Source organism: Candidatus Pelagadaptatus aseana, assembly GCF_040362265.1.
GTDB classification, from domain to species: Bacteria; Pseudomonadota; Gammaproteobacteria; order Pseudomonadales; family Cellvibrionaceae; genus Pelagadaptatus; species Pelagadaptatus aseana.
In genome coordinates this window covers 129,353-154,563 of sequence record NZ_BAABNJ010000004.1, presented here as the reverse complement: position 1 = coordinate 154,563, position 25,211 = coordinate 129,353, and the positions used below count along the sequence as shown (strand labels likewise).

Below are 25,211 nucleotides of genomic sequence, written 5' to 3'. Positions count from 1 at the left end.
CGTAGCCCTTTTATTAGAACATTAATTTAAAGCTAGCATTATTTTAAACTTCTCCTTCGTTTTAGAAGCTAAAAGATCAACTAATTCAGGAACTTCCATATCTACACCACCACTATGAACTTCGTCAAAATTATTAATCAACTCCTCAGACGACAGAGTAGATGCTGAAAGGACCAGGCCACGATGAACATTCAGCCCATCCAAAATACCCCACTTTGCTCCTTCGTCATAAGCTACTGCTGTGACAGGGACCCCTAAAGACCTCGCAAAAATAGCGGAATGCATTCTCGAAGCTACTAAAATATCAACACCCATATATTGATCAAGAAGCCCTTCAAATCCCAACTCACCCTCTACAATCTCCAATTCAACATTTGGATTTTGAGAAGCAATAATATAAAGCTCTTTCTCATAAGGCTCTAAATTATAGGTTACTTGTGGAATAATTTTTATTTGGAGATCTTTCTTTGAAATATGAGAAACCAACTTTGAAAAAGCATTTAAATATCGAGAATAGATTTCATCATTAGGTAATTCCCTCCGACCAATTAAGGTCAATCCAACAAGACCAGTTACGCCGCGATGAAGCATGGTTTTATTTTTATGTAAATATTGGTTAATCACATAAAAAGATAGATCTGGAATTCTGTCAAGTGAAGGGCATTCACTTAGCTTTAGCTCATTATATAGATAATTATATGAATCATTTTCCCTTACCAAAAAAGCCTTGGAATTTTTTACCGCAGCCTTCATCAACCACTTAGCTATTTTACTTTTTAAAGGCCAAACAGAAGCCCCAATACAAAAAACTGGCTTTTCAAGCATCAAACAAAAAAAAGGATTTACACACAACTCGAAAATTTTTAGGGCCTCACCAGCCCCGCCGCTTCCTCGAAAGTTTCTTCCATTCCAAATAACAATATCTGCCTGGTTATATACATCAAAGGTATTTTTTTGCTTGGATGTTAATAGCACTCTTACAAAAGAAGAAGGAACATTAAATCGTAGTAAAATTAACAAAAACACACAGAATATTGCCTGAAAAACCCGACCCAAAGAACGTGACCATCTTCCTCTGTTAAAATATGTATTAATTACCCCCCCAACCACAGGCAACCCGTAACCTTCTTCATAATGCCCAAATTCTTCTCGAACAGCTAAAAGCTCATTCGCCCCAAAATAGGTAGATATTGTAATATTTGAAGATACATTATCTCGGCAAAGCTCTATCAAAGCCCTTTGCATAACATCATCTCCAGTATTTGTCTGCTGGGCAAAGTCTAACAAAAGCACATTTATATTATTTTTAGGCATTTACACTGTCCCCTGAAAGCACAGCTTGATATACATTCTTTAAGGTTTGTCCACCACGACTCCAATGGTAAGTCTTACTTTCAATGAAATTATTTTCTCCATCTTTTTTCAATAAATCTTGATCTTTGATTAGGCGCCCAATATTTTCTCCCAACTCACCACACAAAATGGATTCTTCATCAATAAATTGCCCTTTTAAAACTTCAGGGATCCCCCAACTACCTTGAGTTAAGATAGGCAGCCCACAAGCAATAGATTCAAAAATAACTGTAGGTATGGACTCATACCCAAGAGAGGGAAACACACTTAAATCTGCAGCATTATAAAATTTAGGCAAATCTCTTTCTGGAACATTTATTCTGAGATCAATATATTTTCTTTCTTTCGCCAATAGTATTATCTTATCAAGGTAATTTTTTTGCCTTCCCAAATAACCCAAAACTAAAAGAAGTTTAGTATTTGGAAATAAATCATGAACAGAATCCATTGCATAAATCAGATAATCAACGCCCTTCTTGCTAGCAGCACGCCCTACAAACAAAACAACAAAGTCATCATCTGAAACTCGAATATCATTGCGTAATTTTTGCCTTAGCGCTATATCAGGCTTAAAGAGATCCGAGTCAACGCCATTATAGATAACCTTTATATTAGCCTCAGGAACAGAATACATATCAACCATCTCTTTAACCTGAAACTTACTTGGAGACAACACAAGATCCGCATTACACCAGGAAAATCGGTCTAACGCATGCTGTAAAACTCCATTAAATCTTAGCGCAAAATAAAATAATGCACTGCCTTGTTTAGCAGCATTCAACTCTGGCGTAGAAGTACCATGAGCCGTATATACTAATTTAGCATTAAGCCAACCTAATAATTTCAAAACAACTAGAAGAGGTATATTCAGGTGATGCACATGAATTACATCATAGCGTTTCCAGCCACGCAGCTTAAGAAAACATAGAAAAATCATCATTTCATATATGAACGATTTAACAACACCCTTAAAACAGCCATTACCTACTGACCAAACATCTATATCTGATATTCTATATTTTTTTATTGTTTCACCTGTGGTTATAACATCCACATCGCAACCACTCTCTGAAAGTGCCACTGTTTGATTATAAGGATTTTTAATCATACCACTTACAATTGCTTCCTTATCTGACGTTGGAAACATCTGAGTGCAAACTAAAATTTTCATCTTCCCTCACTGACCAGTGAATTATTAATTCATTTGACCTGCTTTAAAGTATTCGTACTGCAGCATTCATCAAGTTTATTGAACGAGCCCCAACTGAAAACCCAATAAATTCATATTCATCTTCAGAAAAGTTTTCAATTAGAGCTTTGTATTCATGAGCCCTCCAATTTGGATAGCCACACAACTCGTCAAACAAAATTATTGATCCAGAAGAAAGATAAGGCTTTAAATTTTTCAAGATAACTGAAGCAGGCGAATATGTATCCGTGTCGACGTGCACGAAAGCGATTTCTAAACCATCCGTAGACCCGACAAAATTAGGTAAAGTATCTTCAATATAACCATCAATTAGATGAACATTTTCAGATACTTTAGGAAAAATACCTTTTCGATCAAACCTTGAAGATGGAAACTCTTTATCCACACCAGTCCACTCTTGACTAAAACCTCTAAAAGAATCGAAGCCTATAATTGACCTTTCATCTTTAGTTTCCTTTAAAATTTTTGCGAAGAAGTTAATTGTCTTCCCATTAAAAAAACCCCAAATTCTAATACCATCCCACTTTTTGGGGCGGACATTAAAGCTTTTTCACGCAATTCTTCTTGCGATTTATAAAGTACTGTGCTTGTTGAAGATGACTTATAAATAAAGTTATATGAATCTTCCAAGCTTAATTTTCTATATACCAGATTTAAACCTCTAAAATTAAACCATCTCCAAAAAATAAGCCCCAATCTATTGAACACACCCATCTCCTAAACTTAATTCTTTGAATTCAGATATAATAAAGAATATTTCTAACATCAAAATAGCTTGGCCTTCAATTGTCTAAATATATTCTTTCGCTCGGCATTAAATTCTGACCGTCTGGATTCAATTTCCTCTTTATCAATAACAAAATCCGCCGCAAGTGTTAGCCTCTGCTCCGTACAAGGTATATCTAAAAAACTAGCCAGCTCTCTTACGGTAAACTCAGTACGATTAATAAGATCTTCATAACTCAAATCTATTAAGTCAGGTTTATATCTACTCACAAACAATTCAATTTCTTTCGAGTACCCTTTTGTGATATTTTTAGCTTCTTCAAAGTTAATTTTTTCAACACCTTTCCTTTTATTGACATGTTTGACTAAGGATTTCGCAGTACAGTCAACATTTCTACTAACTCTCACAACCTTGAAATCTCCAATAAAATCCATAAAGAATTCATTCATTGGAACTCTCCAAGCTTTCAATCCCCAAAGCAGTGAATTCTTCTTAATAGAATTTATACACTCCTCGCATTTTATTGAGTGTTTATCTTTTAATTTCAATACTTCTTCCAATGAAGGGGCATCTACTTTCTTAGCGTCATGACAAATTGCATATAATTTTTTATTCAAACGAAGAAAACTAGCACTCTCAAAATATCCTTTTGGATTACTATAATCTGCTGCTATCAAATCTGATCCGAAATCAACCCCTAACCTAGACAAAACACCTGACACAGTAGAAGTACCACTCCTACCTGGACCGACTACAAGAACACATTGCTGCATACTTCCTCCAAAAACCTAACAGCGACAACTACAAATTAAATAATTTCATGAAAGGGTTACTGACCCCTAACTGCCTACGAACAAAATAACTTAAGAGAATATTACATACCATCAAAGAAATCAGACTAGAAAAAGCAGCCCCCTCCATACCCCAGATAGGGATCAAAGAAATATTGAGTATTACATTGACTAACAATCCACATACACCGGCCAATAACGTCTCACGTACGTGGCCTGTCATATTAAGCAATAAGCCCACACTGCCAATTATTGAATTCAGCAATTGCCCCACAACCAAAATAACAAGTGTAAAATAGCCTACAACGAAGCGATCGCCAAAAAGAATCTGCAATATATGATCACCAAAAAACACATGAACCAAAACAGCGGGGATTGCCATACAGACTGTTATTTTGATACTTAGCATGAATAAACGCTCAAGCCTTTTAGCATCCCCATTAGCATGCAACTTTGAAAATTGTGGACCGATAACAGTATTAACTACCTGCAATCCAAACCCAATTATTGCGGCCAAACTCATAGCCACTTTATAAACACCCACCCCCTCCATTGAATCTAAAAGCCCGAGCATAATCAAATCCACTTGTGAATTTATTATATGCAAAGAAGAAAAAAAACCTAATGGCACTACTGCAGCGATCCACTTTGAAGTTTCAAATCTAATCTTTATTGGTACTAGCAACTCATGAGGCATCAGATAACGAAGAACTATAGAGCCTGATAGCACAGTCACAAATACAGCACCGACATATACATAAATTGCAACTAAAGAAGTCATTCCAAAATCGAAATAAAAGCAGAGAAAAATCCCTATCAAAAGAGCAGTAGGCTTAACTATTGAATCTATTAATTGACCTCGAAGAATATAATGCAACCCTCGTATTGCGCTGTCACATAACCTTGCCAAAGACAAAACCGGCACAATAAAAACACCAACAAGAAAAAGCGGTCTAAGAGAATCAGGAATAATGGCATCAAAATATGCCAAAGTATAAATAGATACAACAACGGCAAATGAAGCTGTCAATACGCAAACTGTGGACCAAACCCAAATAGAATAAACCTCCTCCCATTTTCCTGAAACATCAACTTTTGCAGTTTCTCGAATTAATAACTGAGGAAATCCCATTTGCACTGGAACAGATATAAGGAGCAATGTAGATAAAACAAAGGAAAATTCGCCGTACTGATCAACACCAAGAAATCTTGCTAAAACTATCGAAACAATAAGAGACAGAATTACTCCTATCAACCTAACAACCAAACTGGTTACACCAGTTTTAAAGAGGTTTAGAAAAAAATCGCTATTTAAAAAAGACATCGGTTAAGTTTTTAATTTATCTATATACCAAGGCATCGCTTTATCAATCCCTTGCAAGATCCGGTATTGAGGCTGATACCCCAAACCCTTTTCTGCCTTGCTTATATCCGCCTGTGAATGACGTACATCACCAGCACGAAAATCACGATAAATGGGCTCTCCCGAAATATTAATAGTACTTTTACCTAATGATTTTTTAATTGCAGCATATAAATCATTCAGCGCAGTTCGGTCACCAACAGCAACATTATACACTTCATCTTTAGCGTTCTCGGAAGCTGTTGCAGCTAATATATTCATCTGCACTGTATTCTCGATAAAGCAAAAATCCCTGCTAGTATCCCCATCACCATTAATAAATATTGGATCACCATTAATCATCGCTGCAATCCATTTTGGAATTACTGCCGCATAGGATCCATTAGGATCTTGCCGCTTTCCAAACACATTAAAGTAGCGCAGACCTATACTCTTAAAGTTATAAGTTTTTGCATAAACAGCTGCATACAACTCATTCACATATTTAGTAACGGCATAGGGAGACAACGGGTTACCAAAATTTTCTTCTACTTTTGGAAGAGCGGGGTGGTCACCATAGGTAGAACTGCTGGCAGCATAGGTAAAGCTTGTAACACCTTCACCTTTAGCTGCCTGCAACATATTCAAAAAGCCGGTTACATTGGCTGCATTAGTTGAAATCGGATTGGCAATTGAGCGGGGAACAGAACCCAATGCGGCTTGATGCAGCACATAATCCACATCTTTTACTGATTGCTCACAGCTACTGTAATCGCATATATCACCTTCAATAAAACGGAAGCGATCCCACTGCTCTGGTGTTACCAAATCACATACTTCATCGAGATTTCTCTGGTAACCCGTAGCAAAATTATCCAACCCCACTACGGTTTGATTCAATTTTAATAAGGCTTCCAACAAGTTGGAACCGATAAACCCTGCAACACCCGTGATCAACCAAACTTTTGGCGACTCTAACAGCTGCTGTTTTACTTCTTCATAGCGCGACATAATTGCCTCTTTGGTACAACTGAGCTCACATTTAGCTTAAAGCCGCATATCCACACTATCTTTTTCCAAAATATATTTAAGATCGTACAGAACATGTTTTGCTTTCCCTAAACCATGAATCTCTTCCGCGCCCATATCCTTAAAGTCTTTATGTCCAACCGCCAGAATTATCGCGTCGTAGTAATTGGAGCGGTAGTCTTTTGTCAGTTGCAAGTCGTATTCATCGGATGCTTCTTCAGGGGAACACCAAGGATCTACAACATCGACTGAAATATTGTATTCTTTTAGCTCATCCACGATATCGACCACTTTGGTATTACGAAGATCAGGGCAGTTTTCTTTAAAGGTCAGCCCCATAATTAAAACATTGGCACCTTCCACCTGAATACGGTCTTTAACCATGCGCTTTACCAGCTGAGATACAACGTATTCTGCCATTCCATCATTAAGACGCCGCCCTGCAAGAATCATTTCAGGATGATAACCCGTAGCTTGGGCTTTATGGGTTAGATAATAGGGGTCTACACCTATGCAATGACCACCAACTAAACCCGGCCGAAAAGGTAGAAAATTCCATTTGGTGCCCGCAGCCTCCAACACCTCCAAGGTATCAACACACAGCTTATTAAAGATAATGGCTAACTCATTGATCAGAGCAATATTGACATCCCGCTGAGTGTTCTCTATCACCTTGGCCGCTTCAGCCACCTTAATACTACTAGCCTTGTGTGTACCAGCTTCAATAATGGATCCATATAAAGCATCTACAAAATCAGAAATTTCTGGATTCGAGCCACTAGTTACCTTCAGTATATTGGTTACGCGATGCTCCTTATCACCCGGATTAATGCGCTCCGGGCTGTAACCGGCGTAAAAATCTACATTAAAGGTTAGACCGGAAACTTGTTCCACCACAGGAATGCAATCTTCTTCAGTGGCACCTGGATAGACGGTAGATTCATAGATAACAACATCCCCTTTTTGGATGACTCGTCCAAGCATTTCACTGGCTCTGAGCAAAGGGGTCAAATCTGGACGTTTGTACTGATCGATAGGCGTAGGAACAGTAACAATGTATACATTGCTCTCTATTAGTTGATCAATATCACTTGAAAAATTTAGCATTGAAGAACTTTTCAACTCTTCATCGTTAACTTCAAGAGTTGAATCATGGCCTGCCAAAAGCTGGTTTATCCGCGATTCATTAATATCAAAACCCAGGGTTTGGTATTTTTTACCGAATTCTACAGCCAAGGGTAAACCTACGTACCCCAAACCGATAATGGCAATTTTACTATCAAACAAGCTCATATTTTACCGGATACATCTCTATCAGCTACAACATCTTGATTTACAAAAATGATATATTTAGGCCAAATCATAAGTGATATCTGACAACAGAAAGTATAATAACGTTGTTATTTTTATCATAAAAACCGCCATTCCTTGGCCTAAATCAAGCCTAGCTAAAACCTTAATTAATAATAGGCTTACTAGGGTGGGGATAATGCCTGAATAAGCAAAAATCTGCCACCAATTGCTGTGCAGCATTTGAAGTGAATTTCAAATTTGTGAGGGGCATTCATTCTTTATGCACCCCAAAGTGATAAAAAAGCAACCCAAGAGAGATGTGGCGTTAACTAATAAGTAGTTTGTTTCCAACTCCTAAAATTACTGCCTTGGCACTACGGAATAGTTATTTTTATGCGGGGCAACAACTTATTGAAATGCCGTTTAAGCTCCTGCTTGGCATCGTCATCACCATGCACAATACGGATTTCACTGGGCTTACGGCGCATGCGCTTCACAAAGTTGATCAGGTCTTTCTGATCGGCATGGGCAGAATAACCGGATATGGTGTGTACGCTGGCATTGATGTCATAGCGCTTGCCATTCAGCTCTACCCAGCCAGGCTTACCCCTTGTCCGGATCAGGGGTCCGTATTTTTGGATATCGCGCCCCGGGGTGCCTTTGGCTTGATAGCCTACAAACAGGATATCGGTGCGCCGATCTTCTACCAGAGCCTTGAGGTAATTGACGATACGGCCACCGGCGCACATGCCGCTGGCGGCGATGACTATGGCCGGTTTACCGCTGTTTTTCAGATATTGTACGACCTTGCTGTGGTCGCTGTGACTGTCGATGGTGGTCAGTTGATCGAAAGATAATGGGTGGCGGCCGCTGGATTTTTTGGCTCTGGCTTCTTTGTCCCAGTAGGGTTGCAGTTTGCGGTAGACTTGGGTGAATTTACTGGCTAGAGGGGAGTCGATGATGATGTCGACAGCTCGCCACGTTATGCTGGGCGGAGATCCCTCCTGGCGTCGGGATGACATGTGGAGAGAATTGGATGACATGATGAGAGAAGGGGAAGACATTTGCCGGGGTTGGGATGATTTATGAATAATCTCTTCCAGCTCATAGAGCAGTTCTTGTGTTCGCCCGATACTGAAAGCCGGAATTAACACCGTACCGTTATTCTGTAAGGCCTTTTCTATCACCGTCTGCAATCTCTGTCGGCGGTTACGACGATTTTCATGGGTTTTGTCGCCGTAGGTGCTTTCTATTATCAATATATCGGTACTGTATGGCGCTTTTGGGGCGTTCAGTAATGGGGAATATGGAGCACCAAGATCGCCGGAGAAGATTACTTTGGAGGTTGTTTTCTTGAGATTGCCGCGTCGCTGTGCTCCTCGCGATGACGGCTGGTTTTCTGTGACTTTGCATTCGACATAAGCTGACCCCAGAATATGGCCGGCGGGCTTTAGCTTGATATCGATATCCTCACTGCCCCCTTCTACAATCCTGGTCCATTTTTTATAGGGTAGTGGCCTAAGCTGTTGCTTCAGATATTTCAGAAACCTCTCTATCAGACGCTTATCTTTGGTAAAGCCAATTTTCACGGCATCTTCCAACACCAGCGGCAAAAGCTTAGCACTGGGCTCGCTGCAGTAGATGGGGCCACGAAAACCGGCTGCAATCAGGTATGGGATTCTGCCTACGTGGTCGATATGCACATGGGTCACGACCAACGCCTTGATATGATCGATTGGGAAATCAATTTGTAGCTGATCAAAGCTGCTGCCTTCAGGGGATAGCTCTGCGCCCTGGAAGAGCCCGCAGTCGATTAAAATACCCGCTGAATCAATTCGTAACTCATGGCAAGAGCCGGTTACACCGGTGGTGGCGCCGTGGTGGAGTATTTGCATTTTATTATTCTTATTATTTATGGCTTTGGTTGATTATTTGACGGTTGAAGCCGGGATATTGGGGTTTTCAGGATTGGGCTCCAATTGCAGGCGAGCAGGATTAACGGTCAAATCCATATCCTCCATTGGGATTGCCCCTAAAAGCACCTCGTTTCCCAAAACTAATGCACCTGAAAAACAACGACGATTACCGTAAGAAATCTGTAAAGGCCCGACATAAGGGCAAAGCAAAGATTCACCACTGGCAATGGTAACCTCCCTCTTATCAGAGGCCTCGCAGTCATAACCCAACTGAATGGCAATGTGTTCTGGAATACATAAGTGTAAGGCTCCGGTATCCACCAAGCTTTTTGCCTCTACTTGAGACAACTGGGGCTCAACCAGATTCTTGAGTGAAATATCGGCGTAAACTAAACCCATTGCATCACCTTTTACCCGTGTTTCTATCAATATACGGGCAGAAGAGTCAGGAAACAATCCGTCTTGAGACTGGATTATTGAATACTGGCATTCACCCGATCGCGCAGCTCTTTACCCGGTTTAAAGTGAGGTACATGCTTACCCGCCAATTCAACCGAATCGCCGGTTTTGGGGTTACGCCCAACTCTAGGCGCACGATAGTGAAGGGAAAAACTACCAAAACCTCTGATTTCAATGCGCTCGCCATCAGCCAATGCATCGGACATATATTCCAGCAGCAGTTTTACCGCCAGCTCTACGTCTTTAATGGATAATTGATCCTGAAGATCGGCAATGCGTTCAATAAGTTCGGATTTGGTCATAAGAGATTTCTTTTTCTTGTAAAAGCCAAAAATCAAACGGTTCCGCGATATTTGTCGTGAAAAGCCTTTGAATTCAGCCCTAACCCATTGTTTTCAAAGGAGTATAGGCTTGGATTATGGGCTTGTCCATTGATCTTGTTAAACAAATTCACAGATATCCTCACTGGGACACACTCATACCTAAGTATGATTTTTCAACTTTTTGGCCTAAAAATGACTTCGACCTGAAATGTAATTTGCAAAATATCAACTGCTTGTATACTTTTTATCCATGGCTTTTTCCTTGAACAAAAAATAACAAGAAAGGAGGTTGCACATGCAAAAAATCCAAACTTCAGAGAAATCCATAGAGCTCATCACCAATAACCCCAGCCTGAACCAGACTGAAATGGCTCGTCAAATCACTCAATTGACTGGGGTCCCATGTCAAACGGCAACCAAGATTTCTAGGGATACCTCCCCCTCTTTGGTCTTAATTGACGCAGCAAAAATGTCATTTCCCGAGCTGTATGAATTTTTGAGGAAAAGCTATTTCAACCACGGCGCCATCAGCTGTGCCCTGTTTCAGCTGACACCAGATGCCCTGACATCCAAACTGGCCGAATGGCCACATGTGGAAGGTATATTCTACGAAGGTCAATCTGTTGAGGAATTGTCAGAAGGCATTGCCAAAGTTTTGAAAGGCCAAGTTCAGGTACCTCCTGAGCTTGCATTGCAATTATTAAAAACCCTGCGCCGGGCACCCAGGCAGAACCAGATCACACCCACCCTGTCTCGACTTAGCCGTCGCGAGAAGCAGATTTTAGTGCGGATACGGGAGGGCTTCAGTAATCTGGCGATTGCCAATATGCTGTTTATCAGTGAGCACACCATCAAAAGCCATCTATATGGTGCCTATCGGAAAATTGGCGTAACCACCCGACTCGAGGCCAGCAACTGGGCAATGGATAATCTGCTGGATGATGAAGATTTGTGGGATTAGCTTTTTATATTCAAATTACATTCAAAAACCAAAAACGGCGAGCCGGTTACCCGACTCGCCGTTTTTGTGAACGGTAATCTTGTGTCATCTCGACATGAAGCGGAGAGATCTCTCACTTCGTTCGAGATGACACAGCCTTAGGCCAATTACTTGTTCTGGCTCTCCATCTGAGCCTTCATCAGGTCACCCAGAGTGGCTGGCTTAACCTGCTCGGCCTGCTTGGCAGAGTGCTCTTTAATAGCAGCTTTCTCTTCAGCAGCGTCCTTGGCTTTGATGGACAGATTGATGCCGCGGTTCTTACGGTCAACGTTGATGATAACAACTTCAACTTCCTGACCTTCGCTCAGGGCGTTGCGTGCATCTTCAACACGATCTTGGCTGATTTCAGACGCTTTCAGTACACCTTCAACGTCGTCAGCCAGAGTGATGATGGCCGCTTTGGCATCAACTTCTTTAACGGTACCGTTTACGATGGAACCCTTGTCGCTGGTAGCAACGAAGTCAGAGAACGGATCGCTGTCCAGTTGCTTGATACCCAGGGAGATGCGCTCGCGCTCTGGGTCGATTGCCAGGATAACAGTTTCCAGCTCGTCGCCTTTCTTGTACTTGCGTACGGCGTCTTCGCCAGCTTCCTGCCAGGAGATGTCAGACAGGTGAACCAGACCATCAATACCACCGTCCAGACCGATGAAGATACCGAAGTCAGTGATGGACTTGATCTTACCGGAGATCTTGTCGTTCTTGGCGAACTGACGACCGAATGCATCCCATGGGTTTTCTTGACACTGCTTGATACCCAGAGAAATACGACGACGCTCTTCGTCGATGTCCAGAACCATAACTTCCACTTCGTCACCCACGTTAACAACTTTGGATGGGTGGATGTTCTTGTTGGTCCAATCCATTTCGGATACGTGAACCAGACCTTCAACGCCTTCTTCGATTTCAGCGAAGCAGCCGTAGTCAGTCAGGTTGGTAACCTTGGCCTTGGTGCGAGCACCTTCTGGGTAACGGGAAGTGATTTCTACCCATGGATCTTCACCCAGTTGCTTCAGCCCCAGAGATACGCGGTTGCGCTCACGGTCGAACTTCAGTACGCGAACTTCGATTTCGTCACCAACGTTTACGATCTCGGATGGGTGCTTAATGCGCTTCCAAGCCATATCGGTGATGTGCAGCAGGCCGTCAACACCGCCCAGATCTACGAAAGCACCGTAGTCGGTCAGATTCTTAACGATACCCTTAACAGCCATACCTTCTTGCAGGTTGGCCAGCAGTTCTTCACGCTCGGCAGAGTTGGCAGATTCCAGAACCGCACGACGAGAAACAACGACGTTGTTACGCTTTTGATCCAGCTTGATAACTTTAAATTCGAGCTCTTTGCCTTCCAGGTGAGTGGTTTCACGTACTGGACGTACATCAACCAGAGAACCAGGCAAGAAGGCACGGATGTTAGCAACGTCAACGGTGAAACCACCTTTAACCTTACCGTTGATAACACCTTTAACCACTTCTTCAGCGGCGTGGGCAGCTTCCAGAACTTTCCAGGCTTCAGCGCGCTTGGCTTTCTCGCGGGACAGTTTGGTCTCACCGAAGCCGTCTTCTACGGACTCCAGAGCAACCTGTACTTCGTCACCGATAGCCAGTTCCAGCTCACCGCTTTCGTTCAGGAATTGTGCGGCGGGGATAACGCCTTCAGATTTCAGACCAGCGTGAACAGTCACCCAGTCTTTGTCGACATCGATTACAACACCGGTCACGATGGAGCCGGGGATCATGTCAACTGTTTTCAAGCTTTCTTCAAAGAGTTCTGCGAAATTTTCGCTCATTGGGTACAACCTATATAGGTAACAGCACAAACCAACCTTATACAAAGCACATAAGCAAAAGTATTAAAGCCGATTTGTTCTACCACATCGCCAGAAATGTGGGCCGATTAAAATCGAGCAAGCCCCTGTTGTAACTGGCCGATACAGGGTTTGCCCTCCACCAAAAGCCCTTATCAAGAGCCCCTGCGGGCTTACGTAAGAACAATAGTGGCGCGGGAGGGTACCAAAAAAGGGGGTGAAAGACAATATTTTTGTAGTCTTTTCGGAGGTTGGCAGTGGTTTTCTTGGAGATTGGCAGTGGTTTTCGAGAGATCCTTCGCTATCGCTCAGGATGACCGCGGAGGAAGTTTAGAGCTCAGGATAACGGTGAAGAATGTTTAAAATTCAGGATGACAGCAATACTCCAGAAAACTGCAGGGGCTTACCGGGTTGGCTTGACCGTACTCCAGGATTTACAACCCGGGCACAGCCAGTGCAATTGCTGCCCGCCAAAGCCACAGCTGGTGCAGCGGTATTTGGCCCGGGTTTTATTAATGCTCTGCACGGCTTTGCTGGCCATTTGGATCGAGACCTCATCACCCGCCTGCCCCTGCAAGCTCAACATCTTTTCGGCCACACTCAGGCTCGGCGCCCGGTCAATATGGGCCGAGATAAAGACCAGCGCTGCATCCCGCCCCTGCTCTTTGTAGACCAGCTCGGATAATTCCAGCACGATGGCGGGATGAAAGTGCTGCTCAAGCATTTGCTCCAAGGCTTTTTTCAGAGCCTCAGGGCGCCCCGACATGCGATAGCACTGGGACAAACGTGGCACAATCTCTGGTACAAAGGCCGGGTCCTGATCCGGTATTTGTCTCAAAGTCTTGGCGGCATCCTTGTAGTGACCAAGCTTCATATCCAGATCCGCCTGAATCAGGCTGGCCCGGACTGAACTTTTATCGGCCCCCATCGCAGATTTCAGATGGCGCCGGCACACCAGATAATCGTTTCGGGCCAGACATTGTTCAGCCAGCTCACAATAAAACTGCCCCTGCACCACCCGCCACTCTTCCGGAGGTTTGCTGAAGCGCTTGCCGCTGAGCTGATTGATGGCCTGAATGCCTTTTAACCACTCTTTTTCATCCCGGTAAATTTCAATCAGATACTTAAGACATTGCACCTTGATTTGGTAAGGCGCCGTTTCCACCAACTCCTGCAGCAGGACTTCGGCGCGATCAAGCAAGCCGGATTTGACAAAGTCCTTGGCCAACTCGAGCTGAACCTGTTGGGATCGCTCTTCGGGCAAGCCCGGGCGGGCTAAAAGATTTTGATGAACGCGTATGGCCCGACTGACCTCACCGCGTTTGCGCAACAGATTACCCAAGGCGAGATGGGTCTCAAGCGTCTCACTATTGACTTCAAGAGCATGAATAAAGGTATCGATGGCCGCGTCCTGCTCATCGTTGAGAAAATAATTGAGGCCGCGAATATAATGTGGTGCCAACAAAGACTGGGGCGACTCGTCATCTTTTGGCAGGCTACGTCGTCCGAGCGCAAAACCCAGCCCGACAGCCACCACCAATAAAATCAAAAGCCCCCATTCCATCGTTCAGATATTCCTCTGGTATCACTCAGCCGTCAGTCCTTGAGCGGCGCTTTGCGCAGGCGGCCAAGTTCTTTATCCCGGCGGCGAACCTTGCGTCTTAAAGACAGATTTTCATTGGTAATTTTCAGAGTCGGAATCAGGCTGATCACAAACCCGAGAATTGCACCCAACATCAATACTCCGGTAATCAGAACTCCCTGAGCAATGGGCGGTAAGGAAAACCCCATCAACACCAGCGAGACAGGCTGAGGATTATCAACACTGATCCAGACTCCCAAGACCAGGGCCACTATCACCAAAGCCAACACCAGTAATGCTTTGAGACCTTTTACTATACCGCCACTTGAGCGTGTCTCACTGGTTTGGGCCACCATACTAAAATCCTTATGTTACCGGTTCGAACTTCTCTGACATGATCAGCCGATAGAATACCGTGTGCGAGGGATAATGAACATCCGATTAAAGCAATTTACAAACGCAAACGGCCTGACAATTGTCAGGCCGTTTAAGGGTGGCTGATGCCTGGCATCAGCCGTTGTGGCAGGACCGGATTAATCCAGTGGCCCTTCGGCCTCGATTTCTGCCAACTTGCGGTACTTGATGCGGTAAATCAGCATATAGAATACCGGTACAGCGAACAGAATCAGGAAGGTCGCAATTGCCAGACCAACCATCATTGCCGCTGCCATGGCAGCAAAGAAGGCATCGGCCAGCAGCGGGATCATACCGAGGATGGCGGCGATGGCAGTCAACGCCACCGGGCGTACCCTCGATACGGCACCATCAAAGATGGCCTTGTAGTCTTCTGCACCACCTTCCTGGTAGATGGTTATCTGGTCTATGAGCACAATCCCGTTTCGAACCATCAGACCAGTCAGGCTGAGTGCACCCAACAGAGTCATAAAGGTAAACGGCATATTGAAAGCCAGCAGACCGCCAACCACACCAATAATGGACAGCGGTACCACAAACCAGATCACCAGACCTTTTCTTACCGAGTTAAACAGCAACACAGTCAGAATGAACATGATCAGGTAACCGGCAGGCAGAGTAGAGAATACCGAGCCTTTCGCCAGAGTACTCTTCTCGTGCTTACCGCCCCACTCCATTTCATAACCCACAGGCAGATTGGCTTCGAACTCTGCCGCCGCAGGCAACATCAAACGACGCACGGAAGCAGAAGTTACATCCGAAGTGACATCGTAATCGGCCATCACAGTAATGGTACGTTTACGGTCGCGACGCAGAATGTAACCGTCCTCGAAGCCCATTTCGAAACCATCCACCACTTGCGAGATGGGCACGAAATCCTGCTTGGCCGGGCTCCAGATCATCAACTCCTGCAGATTATCCAGATCCACACGCTGATCTTCGGGTGGACGCAAGATTACGGGCATCATATCAGTGCCTTCCTTATAAACACCGATATTGCGGCCACTGAAGTTGGCACGAATAGCACCATCCAACTCTTTCTTGCTGATACCCAGACGACGACCGTTCACTTCATTGAACAACGGCTTGATCACTTTGGAGCGCTCCAGCCAGTCATCGCGAACCGATTCGGCACCATCGGCTTCGCGCATAAAGACTTTCGCCTCTTCAGCCAGCTTTCTCAGAACCAGCGGGTCCGGACCGGAAATACGCAGCTCAATGGCACCAATGGTTTGCGGACCAACCGCGTAACGTTTTGGCGTCAGCTGCAGGCTTGGGAATTTTTCCGGTGCATCTTCACGAATCTTCTTGATCACTGGCACCACATCCTCGGGAGTTTTGGTGGTAATGATCATATTGGCGTAGTTGTCGTAGTGCTTTTCAGGCTTATAGGCCAGCATAAAGCGTACATGGCCACCACCGATACTGGAGGTTGTCTGAGTCACTTCATCGTAGCTCAGCAAAAACTCTTCAAACTCCACCATCCGCTCTTTCATCGTGCGAATGTCAGTACCAAACCCTTCACGCACATCCATCTGGAACTGATTGATGGTCGAGGGCGGGAAGAACTCCGGCTTCACCAACTTAAAGCCTTTGGCGGAAACCACCAGCATCACCACCAACAGCGCGGTAAAGATCCAGAGGCTTCTCATACACACATCGAGCAGCCACTTAAAGCCGGTAAAAATCGCACCGCCATAGGGGTCGGCGTGTTCATCACCGTGACCATCAAATTCACCGTCTTTGTAGTAAATATCACAGAAATACGGCGTAATGGTAACGGCAACCACCCAGCTGATGGTCAGCGAAATCAACATCACCCAGAACAGCGAGCCGACAATTTCACCCGTAGCGTCCGGAGACAAACCAATGGGAGCAAAGGCAATAATCGCGATCACGGTCGCTGCCAGCAGCGGGTACTGAGTCTGTTTGACAATGGCGATCATGGAATCCCATTTACTTCGCCCTTTTTCCATCCCGATAATCAAGCCTTCGACGATCACAATGGCGTTATCAATCAGCATCCCGAGCGCAATAATCAAGGCTCCCAGAGAAATACGCTGCAGATTGATATCGTACATCTCCATAAAGATGAAGGTACCGGTGATGGTCACCACCAGAATAAAGCTGATCAGCAACCCGGCTTTTCGACCCATGGTAAACAGCAGGGTGAAGAAAATGATCACACAGGCTTCAGCCAGACTCTTCAAAAAGCCTTTTACCGAGCCATCCACACGATCGGGTTGATCGTAGACAAACTCATACTCCATGCCATGGGGACGAATATTTTCCAGCTCGTCCAGACGGGCACGAACGGCCTTACCCACATCAACCACATTCACGCCCGGTGCAAATGAAATACCCACACTGATGGCGTCTTTACCATTGATGGAGATCAGATTGGTGGGTTTATCGATAAAGCCTTTATATACCTTGGCCACATCAGACAGATAAATCAGCGTGCTGGTACCGGGAGGGGTAATCACGATATTGCGCAGGTCATCCAGATTCTGGAACTCACCGGTAGGGTTAAAGCGAATCAACTGATCGCCCACATGAACATCACCGGCAATGGATATCGCATTCTGATTGGCAATGGCGGTGGCCAGATTGCGATAACTGATGCCCTGATTGGCAATTTTTTCGCGATCGACTTCAACAAAGATTTGCTCCTGTTGCTCACCTTTGACCGCCACCTTACCCACACCGGGAACCAGTTGCAGTTCACGCTTGAGCAGATCCACATAATCACTGACGCGATCAATGGAATAGCCGTTGGCATAGACTTGCATCATCATGCCATAGACGTCACCAAAATCGTCGTTGATCACTGGCTTGGCTGCGCCGGGTGGTAAGTGGCGCTCGGCCTCACCCACCTTGCGTCGCAAATCGTCCCATAATTGCTGCACTTCATCCTTCTGGACTTCACGCGGCAAGTTGAACTCAATGTAGGACAGCCCATTGGATGACCAGGAAGCGATGTAGTCGATCTTCTTGATGTTCTGCAATGCAGATTCAAGAACATGAGTCACCTCTTCTTCCACCTGTTGCGCCGAAGCGCCCGGGTAGGCTGTCACAACGATGGCGTTCTTGATCGTAAAATCCGGATCTTCCAGTTGGCCCAGGTTAAAGAAACTGTTGATACCACCCAGTAGTAAAACCAGCGTGACAATCCAACTGACTACCGGATTTTTCATGAAAAAGGCGGCGGCTTTGCCCCCCTTTTCTTCCTTATACTCGTCTCGTATTGGCGTCGTCATCCTCAGATACCCCGCTGTTTCTTCCACTCGGACACTTTCATGCCATCAAGCAGGGTCTGGACACCAGCCGCTACAATTTCGTCGCCTTCATTCAAACCGCTGGTGACACGAACACCTTCATCGGTGATGCCATCAATGGTTACCATCTGCTGACTCACCATCATGGTTTCACGGTCCAGTTTCCAAACCGCATACTGCTTGTCATCCGGATTGGTTTCTGCCGGAGAGAAAACCGACTCCAGCGGCACCAAATAGTAGGCCGAGGTACCATCAATAATCTGGTCCAGCTCCAGCAGTACACTGGCAGTCATGCCCGGCACTATTACAACGCTGTCCGGCGCATTCATGGTCAGAGTCACTTTATAGGTGCGGGTACGCGGATCTACATCGCGATCCATCTCTTTAAAGCTGGCGCGATACACCTGATCTTTGTGCTTGGCCGATGAGGTAAAGCTGATCTTTGGACGATAGGTTTCAGCAACGCCCATATTCAGCTGACTGAGAATCGACTCGGGTAACTGAAAGGTAATATCCACACCGTCGGATGCGTGCAGATTAACGATGGACTGGGAAGCCTTAACAATCTCACGATTCTCCACTTTGACACTGGAAATCAAACCATCGAATGGCGCTTTCAAGGTGGTGTATCTGAGATTATTGCGCGTGGCTTCCAGACGGTATTTGGACAGTTCCATATCCGCCAGAGCCAAGTCGTAATCTGCCTTGGAAGTCAGATCCATGGACAGCATTTTTTTTCTGACGTTCGTAGGTTTTGAGCGCCAGATCAAAAGCCGCCTTGGCTTCTTTGACTTTGACCTCGTAATCGGTGGGATCAATTTGGGCGATAACATCACCCTTCTTAACCTCGGCACCGGAAACTACGTTCATTTCAACCAATTCACCACTGACGCGAAAAGACAGCTCCGATTCGTCAGAAGGTGCAACAAGGGCCGGGAAATTCTGCAGAAATTGACTGGAAGAATCACTGACCGGAAACACCTCAACGGGTCGGACCACTTCCTTTTGTACAACTTCTTCTTTTGACCCGCATCCTGTTAGCAATGCTGAGCACAGCAGGAGGGTCCCGCCCAGCAGTGTGTATTTCGATTTCATTGTCTATTCCCTGTGGTTTGAAGGGTTAAAAATGGTTCTGTTTGCAGCATTGGTTTTGACTTATTGACGCCAATACGCGCCTTAATAAGGTTTAGCCTAATTTTTGAACGGCAGTGCTAAATATTTGGATTTACTTCCAGAATTTAGCGGTTTATTGCCAAACAAAAACATTGCCTACAGAAACCTGTGGGTAGAGCTTGAGCCCCTCAATGGACTGGAGAAATAGAGAATAGTTTCAACAAGAAATGTACGGGATTGATGGAAAGACACATTGCGCATCTTCCATCACACAAACGGCCATATTTTAATAACTTTCGGTTTTAAAAATGGCTATCACTTAGTTAAAAGCAAAATTTTTGCGAGCACCTGTTCAATGCCCAATTCGGTGCAATCAAGCAGAGTCGCATCTTCAGCTGGCTTCAGAGGCGAAACGGTTCGCTCCCGGTCCGCCTTATCGCGGCTCTCGATGTCACTGAGAATGGTGTCATAGTCTGCATCAGCGCCCGCCGCCTCCAGTTGCAACACCCGACGTCGTGCTCTCTCAGCCGCACTGGCGGTAAGAAACACCTTCACCGACGCATCCGGAAATACCGTGGTACCCATATCACGGCCATCGGCTACCAAACCCGGGGCCACGGCAAAATCGCGCTGACGTTGCAGCAGAGCCAAACGCACCTCATCACAGGCGGCCACCACTGAAGCGTTCATTCCCACCTGTTCTGCACGTATGGCCTGGGATACATCGTCACCCGCCAACCAAATAATGGTGCCATGATCGCTAGGCTCAAATTCGACATCGAGACTGGCTGCCACTTCAGCCAGACCAGCCTTGTCATCAAAACTGACACCCTGACGCTCCGCCGCCAGTGCTGTCAGGCGATAAAGTGCCCCACTGTCGAGCAATTTATAACCCAGTTTCTGGGCCAGCAAATGGCAAATCGTACCTTTGCCCGCACCGCTTGGACCATCAATGGTAATAACAGGAATCATACTGCTCACATCTCCTTCCTATAATTACCAATCAAGCGATGGATTTGGCGATTGATTGACACACAGCCACCGGGTCGGCAGCTTGGGTGATCGGGCGACCAATCACCAGATAGTGGCTGCCATCGGCAATAGCTTGCTGCGGTGTCACGATGCGACGCTGATCATCACTGGCAGCATCCGCCGGACGAATCCCCGGAGTCACCAGCGAGAAGTCTGCACCCAATTGTTGGCTCAGCACAGGTGCCTCCTGAGCGGAGCAGACCACACCGTCCATACCACTTTGCTGTGCCAGCCCGGCCAGATGCAACACCTGCTCTTGAGGTGATCTGGCAATGCCAATCTGTGACAGGTCCTGCGCCTCCATACTGGTCAAGACCGTCACCGCAATCAGTAAAGGGTTACTACCGCTACGCTTTTCCAGCTCATTGCGAGCCGCTTCCATCATGCGCTGACCACCACTGGCGTGCACATTGACCATCCACACACCCAACTCTGCTGCGGCTTTTACCGCCTTGGCACAGGTGTTGGGGATATCGTGAAATTTGAGGTCGAGGAACACATCAAAGCCTTTGGCCATCAAGCCTTCCACCACCTGAGGGCCGGCCACGGTAAACAGCTCTTTACCTACCTTCAGACGACAATAGGCAGGATCCAGTCGATCAGCCAAAGCCAGACAATCGGCCTGATTGGCAAAATCCAAGGCGACAACGATTCTTGGGGAAACTGGTTGTGGCACAAACAACTCCAAACTCAAAAAAATGTGGAGCGAATTGTACAGATGGCGAGAGTTGGCTGCCAGTTGATTTAAATCGGGCCCTCAACCCCTGAGAGCCCAGAAAGGTTCATTAATTGTTCAGCATGCACTCTATTTGAGTGTTATCCGCGATTTGTTCTTGGCCAAAAACTTCGGGCCAATGCCTTTTACCTCCAGCAGCTGATCCATTGAGCTGAAATCACCATTGGCTTCACGCCAGGCCACAATGTCCTGAGCCAGTTTTGGGCCAACCCCTTTAAGCTCGGTCAGTGCCTGCGCGTCTGCGGCATTGATATTGATTACTGCCGGTAACTCTGCCTTCTCTTCCATTGCAACAACAGAAAAAGACAAACCTGAAACCAGTAACAGGATGGTAAAAAAAGAAAGTAATTTATGCATGGTAAAGCCTCCGTTTATTCGAGGCTTTACCATGTGGCAGACTCAAACCCGCAGCCATAGGCCGGGGGTATGATATTAAGCAGGTGCCGTAGAAAGGCTGATACCGGCCTTGGTTGCCAACTCCACAAACGTTGGGAAGGAGGTTGCTACATTGGCGCAGTTGCGAATGGTGATTGGCGCAGACGCGCGCAATGCAGCAACTGTAAAGGACATGGCAATACGGTGATCACCATGACTTTCCACTTCACCGCCACCGATGTCACCGCCCTGAATCACAATACCATCGGGCGTGGGCTCGGCCTTAACACCCAATGTTTGCAAGCCATCGGCCATCACCTGAATGCGATCACTTTCTTTGACACGCAGCTCTTCAGCACCGGTCAGAACCGTTTGTCCCTCGGCACAGGATGCCGCCACAAACAGAGCCGGAAACTCATCAATGGCCAGTGGCACCTGATCTTCGGGGATTTTGATGCCTTTTAATGGGGCGTATTTGACGCGAATATCCGCTACCGGCTCACCGCCAACCTCGCGCTGATTCTCCAGTGTAATGTCGGCACCCATCAATTTCAGAATATTGATCACACCGTCGCGCGTCGGATTGATCCCCACATGGGTCAGGGTCACATCAGAGCCCGGCGCAATGGCGGCAGCCACCATAAAAAAGGTCGCCGATGAGATATCCGCAGGCACTTCGATCTTGGTGGCCGTCAGCTTGCCGCCAGAACTCAGAGAGGCACTGGCGCCCTTGCGATTAACGTCGTAACCAAAGCCCTGCAACATACGCTCGGTGTGGTCGCGGGTGGGCGCCGGCTCCGTGGTTTGAGTTTCACCCTCGGCATAAAGACCCGCCAGCAGGACACAGGATTTCACCTGAGCACTGGCCATAGGCATTTGATAATCGATGCCTTTCAGCTTGGCGCCACCCTTGATTTTCACTGGCGGCAAACCGCCCTCGGCAGTCTCTATCTCCGCGCCCATGTCACGCAGAGGGTTGGCCACGCGGTTCATCGGTCGCTTGGACAGAGACTCATCACCGGTCAGTTCCGAATCAAAACTCTGCCCCGCCAACAGACCGGATAACAGGCGCATCGAGGTGCCCGAATTGCCCACGTAAAGAGGCCCCGGAGGCGCTTGCAGGCCATTCAAACCCACACCGTGAATTTTCACCCGACCATTATTAGGTCCTTCAATCACAACCCCCATATCACGGAACGATTGCAGGGTTGCCAGAGCGTCTTCCCCTTCGAGAAAGCCCTCCACTTCGGTAACCCCCTCTGCCAGGGACCCCAGCATAATGGAGCGATGGGAAATGGATTTATCGCCGGGAACGCGCAGTTCACCGTTTACGCAACCGCCGGGCTGCACTGTGTAGGTAATTTCTTGATCCTGCATGGATTCGCTGTAAGCCTTTTTGGTTAACATTTTGGAAAAGTGATCCCGGGCCACCTTGGCACGGGTAAACACACCCAACAGATATTCACTATCGCCTGCGGCTATCGCATCGCTGAGACGCTGCAGGTTGTCCGTAAACAAATTCAGAGCCTTGAGCACACTGCCCTTGTTGGCCTGCATAATGTCATGCCACATGATCGGATCACTGGAGGCAATGCGGGTAAAGTCCCGAAAGCCCCCCGCGGCATAACGAAAAATATTCTCGTTTTCAGCATCGTGGGCCAGAGTATCCACCAGCGAGTACGCAATCGCATGGGGCAAGTGACTGGTGGCGGCCAACACATCGTCGTGCTCATCAACTGGCATGGATAACACTTCGGCTTCTACCGCCTGCCACATGCGGGTAACACGGTTAACGTGTTCTGCGCCTGCCTCTGGCGTCGGAGTCAAAATAATGCGGTGGTCGACATAAAGCTCGGGGTTAGCGGCAGTAACACCACTCTGCTCGGAACCGGCAATGGGGTGTCCGGCCACAAACTGTGGCGGCACTTCACCATAGGCCTGTATGACCGCATTAATCACCGAGCCCTTGACACTGGCGCCATCGGTCACCGTGACTTCGGGGCTGACGTGGGCCTTGATGTCTTGCAAAATCTTGGCAACGGTCAAGGTGGGCACGGAGATAAAAATCACATCGCCCTCACCCAATTCCGGGGCAATTTTCGCCAGAGACAATTCTGCGCGATCCACTACGCCCAGTTTGACCGCATCAATGCAGGCCTGTTCACGACGGGCAATACCAATCACTTCACGACAACCGCCACGCTGCTTCAGAGCCGTAGCCAGACTGCCGCCAATCAGGCCAATGCCGATAACGACCAGACGGTTAATCACCTGCTCGTTATTGGGCAAAGAGTCATCACTGGTCACAAAACCGCCTTGGGGTAGGAGCCGAGAATCTTCAGGTCGGATGCTTTTTCGCCGATTGCCTGCAGCGCTTTTTGAACCTTGTCGTCGCCAACGTGGCCACTGAAATCAATAAAGAACACGTAGTTCCAGTTGCCCGAGCGCGATGGTCGGGTCTCAACCCGGGTCAGATCAATCTTGTGGTCCTGAAACGGCGCCAGCAGATCGTGCAGGGCACCAGGCTCATTGCGCATGGCAATCACCACCGAAGATTTATCGTCGCCACTGCTGGGAACTTGCTCACGACCAATAATCAAAAAGCGGGTGGAGTTATCCGGTTGATCTTCGATTTTCTCGGCCAGCTTGTTCAGACCGTACTTGTCTGCCGCCAGCTCACCGGCGATGGCCGCCGCATTCCACTCACCCTTGATGCGTCGAGCCGCCTCGGCATTGCTGTTAACGGCGATGCGATCGGCGTGCGGATAGTTGGCATCCAGCCACTTGCGACATTGCGCCAACGACTGGGAGTGGGAATAGATGCGGGTGATGCTGTCGGTTTTGGTTACTTCAGACACCAGCAAATTCTGGTGAATACGCAACTCCACTTCGCCACAAATCTTGGCGTTGGAGTCCATAAAATTATCCAGCGTGTGATTGACCACACCCTCGGTGGAGTTCTCAACTGGCACCACACCGTAGTGCACGCCACCGGCCTCTACTTCACGGAACACTTCATCGATGGCGGACATGGGCACCGCCACCGCAGAATGACCAAAATGCTTCAGTGCCGCCTGCTCGGTAAAGGTACCCTCAGGCCCCAGATAGGCAACGCGAATTGGCTGTTCCAGAGCCAGACAGGCCGACATGATTTCGCGAAACAGGCGCGCCATTTCCTCATCACCCAAGGGCCCCTGATTGCGGTCCATCGCTTTGCGCAGCACCTGGGCCTCACGCTCCGGACGGTAATAGACCACGTCCTCATCGGTATTGGCCTTCTTAACCTCGGCCACCGTCTGAGCACATTGAGCGCGCTCGGAAATCAGGCGACCAATATCGCTGTCGATGGCATCGATGCGATCTCGCAGTTCTGCCAACTGCTGCTGTTCAGTGGATTTATCGGTCATAACTCTACTCTGCTTAAGGTCTT

At 46.7% G+C, this 25,211-nt stretch carries 23 protein-coding genes; 1 reads left to right on the top strand and 22 read right to left on the bottom strand.

Annotated elements, in window-relative coordinates; genetic code table 11:
• Positions 1-21: 21 nt before the first annotated feature.
• The 11 genes from ACPXV9_RS07490 to ihfB all read right to left on the bottom strand — a co-directional run bounded on the left by ACPXV9_RS07490 (position 22) and on the right by ihfB (position 10,422).
• Positions 22-1,314, bottom strand: coding sequence for a polysaccharide pyruvyl transferase family protein (locus tag ACPXV9_RS07490; RefSeq protein ID WP_423895830.1), 1,293 nt, complete (start codon positions 1,312-1,314; stop codon positions 22-24).
• Entirely contained in the window at positions 1,307-2,524 is a 1,218-nt protein-coding gene (locus tag ACPXV9_RS07485) for a glycosyltransferase family 4 protein (RefSeq protein WP_423895829.1), read from the bottom strand. Before ACPXV9_RS07485 ends, ACPXV9_RS07490 begins: the two co-directional genes overlap by 8 nt.
• A 43-nt stretch (positions 2,525-2,567) precedes the next feature.
• A complete protein-coding gene (locus tag ACPXV9_RS07480) occupies positions 2,568-3,026 on the bottom strand; it encodes a class I SAM-dependent methyltransferase (protein ID WP_423896037.1) in 459 nt (152 codons plus the stop codon).
• Positions 3,020-3,271, bottom strand: coding sequence for a hypothetical protein (locus ACPXV9_RS07475; protein WP_423895828.1), 252 nt, complete (start codon positions 3,269-3,271; stop codon positions 3,020-3,022). The genes ACPXV9_RS07480 and ACPXV9_RS07475 overlap by 7 nt, the downstream gene beginning before the upstream one ends.
• 57 nt (positions 3,272-3,328) lie before the next feature.
• On the bottom strand, positions 3,329-4,063 hold the full coding sequence (locus ACPXV9_RS07470) for a sulfotransferase (RefSeq protein WP_423895827.1): 735 nt from the start codon (positions 4,061-4,063) through the stop codon (positions 3,329-3,331).
• A 28-nt stretch (positions 4,064-4,091) separates the two neighbouring features.
• The gene (locus ACPXV9_RS07465) at positions 4,092-5,405 is read right to left on the bottom strand and encodes a flippase (protein WP_423895826.1); all 1,314 of its coding nucleotides are present in this window, start codon (positions 5,403-5,405) and stop codon (positions 4,092-4,094) included.
• Between the two features lie 3 nt (positions 5,406-5,408).
• Positions 5,409-6,434 (bottom strand): NAD-dependent epimerase/dehydratase family protein, encoded by a 1,026-nt coding sequence (locus ACPXV9_RS07460; protein WP_423895825.1) that lies wholly within the window; start codon positions 6,432-6,434, stop codon positions 5,409-5,411.
• A 36-nt stretch (positions 6,435-6,470) separates the two neighbouring features.
• Positions 6,471-7,745 carry a Vi polysaccharide biosynthesis UDP-N-acetylglucosamine C-6 dehydrogenase TviB gene (gene tviB, locus ACPXV9_RS07455; RefSeq protein ID WP_423895824.1) on the bottom strand — a complete coding sequence of 425 codons (1,275 nt, stop codon included), beginning with the start codon at positions 7,743-7,745 and terminating at the stop codon, positions 6,471-6,473.
• A gap of 374 nt (positions 7,746-8,119) precedes the next feature.
• Positions 8,120-9,640: an MBL fold metallo-hydrolase RNA specificity domain-containing protein gene (locus ACPXV9_RS07450; RefSeq protein WP_423895823.1), complete on the bottom strand. Its 1,521-nt coding sequence runs from the start codon at positions 9,638-9,640 to the stop codon at positions 8,120-8,122.
• Positions 9,641-9,673: 33 nt separating this feature from the next.
• The gene (locus ACPXV9_RS07445) at positions 9,674-10,060 is read right to left on the bottom strand and encodes a hypothetical protein (RefSeq protein WP_423895822.1); all 387 of its coding nucleotides are present in this window, start codon (positions 10,058-10,060) and stop codon (positions 9,674-9,676) included.
• Positions 10,061-10,134: 74 nt separating this feature from the next.
• On the bottom strand, positions 10,135-10,422 hold the full coding sequence (gene ihfB / locus ACPXV9_RS07440) for an integration host factor subunit beta (RefSeq protein ID WP_423895821.1): 288 nt from the start codon (positions 10,420-10,422) through the stop codon (positions 10,135-10,137).
• Positions 10,423-10,912: 490 nt separating this feature from the next.
• Here ihfB and ACPXV9_RS07435 point away from each other — a divergent pair, with 490 nt between their 5' ends.
• Entirely contained in the window at positions 10,913-11,404 is a 492-nt protein-coding gene (locus ACPXV9_RS07435) for a LuxR C-terminal-related transcriptional regulator (protein WP_423895820.1), read from the top strand.
• 146 nt (positions 11,405-11,550) lie between these two features.
• Here ACPXV9_RS07435 and rpsA read toward each other — a convergent pair whose 3' ends face one another.
• The 11 genes from rpsA to pheA form a co-directional block, all read right to left on the bottom strand.
• The gene (rpsA, locus tag ACPXV9_RS07430) at positions 11,551-13,233 is read right to left on the bottom strand and encodes a 30S ribosomal protein S1 (protein WP_423895819.1); all 1,683 of its coding nucleotides are present in this window, start codon (positions 13,231-13,233) and stop codon (positions 11,551-11,553) included.
• A gap of 421 nt (positions 13,234-13,654) precedes the next feature.
• A complete protein-coding gene (lapB, locus tag ACPXV9_RS07425) occupies positions 13,655-14,815 on the bottom strand; it encodes a lipopolysaccharide assembly protein LapB (protein ID WP_423895818.1) in 1,161 nt (386 codons plus the stop codon).
• A gap of 32 nt (positions 14,816-14,847) precedes the next feature.
• Positions 14,848-15,189 (bottom strand): LapA family protein, encoded by a 342-nt coding sequence (locus tag ACPXV9_RS07420; protein WP_423895817.1) that lies wholly within the window; start codon positions 15,187-15,189, stop codon positions 14,848-14,850.
• 177 nt (positions 15,190-15,366) lie between these two features.
• On the bottom strand, positions 15,367-18,507 hold the full coding sequence (locus ACPXV9_RS07415) for an efflux RND transporter permease subunit (RefSeq protein ID WP_423895816.1): 3,141 nt from the start codon (positions 18,505-18,507) through the stop codon (positions 15,367-15,369).
• 2 nt (positions 18,508-18,509) lie between these two features.
• Complete coding sequence (locus ACPXV9_RS07410; RefSeq protein WP_423895815.1) at positions 18,510-19,247, bottom strand: efflux RND transporter periplasmic adaptor subunit; 738 nt, start codon at positions 19,245-19,247, stop codon at positions 18,510-18,512.
• On the bottom strand, positions 19,162-19,620 hold the full coding sequence (locus tag ACPXV9_RS07405; RefSeq protein ID WP_423895814.1) for a biotin/lipoyl-binding protein: 459 nt from the start codon (positions 19,618-19,620) through the stop codon (positions 19,162-19,164). The genes ACPXV9_RS07410 and ACPXV9_RS07405 overlap by 86 nt, the downstream gene beginning before the upstream one ends.
• Positions 19,621-19,953: 333 nt before the next feature.
• A complete protein-coding gene (gene cmk, locus ACPXV9_RS07400; RefSeq protein WP_423895813.1) occupies positions 19,954-20,610 on the bottom strand; it encodes a (d)CMP kinase in 657 nt (218 codons plus the stop codon).
• Positions 20,611-20,641: 31 nt separating this feature from the next.
• Complete coding sequence (gene pyrF / locus ACPXV9_RS07395; protein ID WP_423895812.1) at positions 20,642-21,346, bottom strand: orotidine-5'-phosphate decarboxylase; 705 nt, start codon at positions 21,344-21,346, stop codon at positions 20,642-20,644.
• Positions 21,347-21,475: 129 nt separating this feature from the next.
• A complete protein-coding gene (locus ACPXV9_RS07390; RefSeq protein ID WP_423895811.1) occupies positions 21,476-21,763 on the bottom strand; it encodes a ComEA family DNA-binding protein in 288 nt (95 codons plus the stop codon).
• Positions 21,764-21,838: 75 nt separating this feature from the next.
• A complete protein-coding gene (locus ACPXV9_RS07385) occupies positions 21,839-24,088 on the bottom strand; it encodes a bifunctional prephenate dehydrogenase/3-phosphoshikimate 1-carboxyvinyltransferase (protein ID WP_423895810.1) in 2,250 nt (749 codons plus the stop codon).
• The gene (gene pheA, locus ACPXV9_RS07380; protein WP_423895809.1) at positions 24,085-25,188 is read right to left on the bottom strand and encodes a prephenate dehydratase; all 1,104 of its coding nucleotides are present in this window, start codon (positions 25,186-25,188) and stop codon (positions 24,085-24,087) included. Before pheA ends, ACPXV9_RS07385 begins: the two co-directional genes overlap by 4 nt.
• Positions 25,189-25,211 lie beyond the last annotated feature (23 nt).

What these genes read in the sequence shown, in the direction of transcription:
- ACPXV9_RS07490 (WP_423895830.1), bottom strand. Translation starts at nt 1,314, where the DNA reads ATGCCTAAAAATAATATAAATGTGCTTTTGTTAGACTTTGCCCAGCAG.
- ACPXV9_RS07485 (WP_423895829.1), bottom strand. Translation starts at nt 2,524, where the DNA reads ATGAAAATTTTAGTTTGCACTCAGATGTTTCCAACGTCAGATAAGGAA.
- ACPXV9_RS07470 (WP_423895827.1), bottom strand. Translation starts at nt 4,063, where the DNA reads ATGCAGCAATGTGTTCTTGTAGTCGGTCCAGGTAGGAGTGGTACTTCT.
- ACPXV9_RS07465 (WP_423895826.1), bottom strand. Translation starts at nt 5,405, where the DNA reads ATGTCTTTTTTAAATAGCGATTTTTTTCTAAACCTCTTTAAAACTGGT.
- ACPXV9_RS07460 (WP_423895825.1), bottom strand. Translation starts at nt 6,434, where the DNA reads ATGTCGCGCTATGAAGAAGTAAAACAGCAGCTGTTAGAGTCGCCAAAA.
- tviB (WP_423895824.1), bottom strand. Translation starts at nt 7,745, where the DNA reads ATGAGCTTGTTTGATAGTAAAATTGCCATTATCGGTTTGGGGTACGTA.
- ACPXV9_RS07450 (WP_423895823.1), bottom strand. Translation starts at nt 9,640, where the DNA reads ATGCAAATACTCCACCACGGCGCCACCACCGGTGTAACCGGCTCTTGC.
- ACPXV9_RS07445 (WP_423895822.1), bottom strand. Translation starts at nt 10,060, where the DNA reads ATGGGTTTAGTTTACGCCGATATTTCACTCAAGAATCTGGTTGAGCCC.
- ihfB (WP_423895821.1), bottom strand. Translation starts at nt 10,422, where the DNA reads ATGACCAAATCCGAACTTATTGAACGCATTGCCGATCTTCAGGATCAA.
- ACPXV9_RS07435 (WP_423895820.1), top strand. Translation starts at nt 10,913, where the DNA reads ATGTCATTTCCCGAGCTGTATGAATTTTTGAGGAAAAGCTATTTCAAC.
- rpsA (WP_423895819.1), bottom strand. Translation starts at nt 13,233, where the DNA reads ATGAGCGAAAATTTCGCAGAACTCTTTGAAGAAAGCTTGAAAACAGTT.
- lapB (WP_423895818.1), bottom strand. Translation starts at nt 14,815, where the DNA reads ATGGAATGGGGGCTTTTGATTTTATTGGTGGTGGCTGTCGGGCTGGGT.
- ACPXV9_RS07420 (WP_423895817.1), bottom strand. Translation starts at nt 15,189, where the DNA reads ATGGTGGCCCAAACCAGTGAGACACGCTCAAGTGGCGGTATAGTAAAA.
- ACPXV9_RS07415 (WP_423895816.1), bottom strand. Translation starts at nt 18,507, where the DNA reads ATGACGACGCCAATACGAGACGAGTATAAGGAAGAAAAGGGGGGCAAA.
- ACPXV9_RS07410 (WP_423895815.1), bottom strand. Translation starts at nt 19,247, where the DNA reads ATGGATCTGACTTCCAAGGCAGATTACGACTTGGCTCTGGCGGATATG.
- ACPXV9_RS07405 (WP_423895814.1), bottom strand. Translation starts at nt 19,620, where the DNA reads ATGAAATCGAAATACACACTGCTGGGCGGGACCCTCCTGCTGTGCTCA.
- cmk (WP_423895813.1), bottom strand. Translation starts at nt 20,610, where the DNA reads ATGATTCCTGTTATTACCATTGATGGTCCAAGCGGTGCGGGCAAAGGT.
- ACPXV9_RS07390 (WP_423895811.1), bottom strand. Translation starts at nt 21,763, where the DNA reads ATGCATAAATTACTTTCTTTTTTTACCATCCTGTTACTGGTTTCAGGT.
- pheA (WP_423895809.1), bottom strand. Translation starts at nt 25,188, where the DNA reads ATGACCGATAAATCCACTGAACAGCAGCAGTTGGCAGAACTGCGAGAT.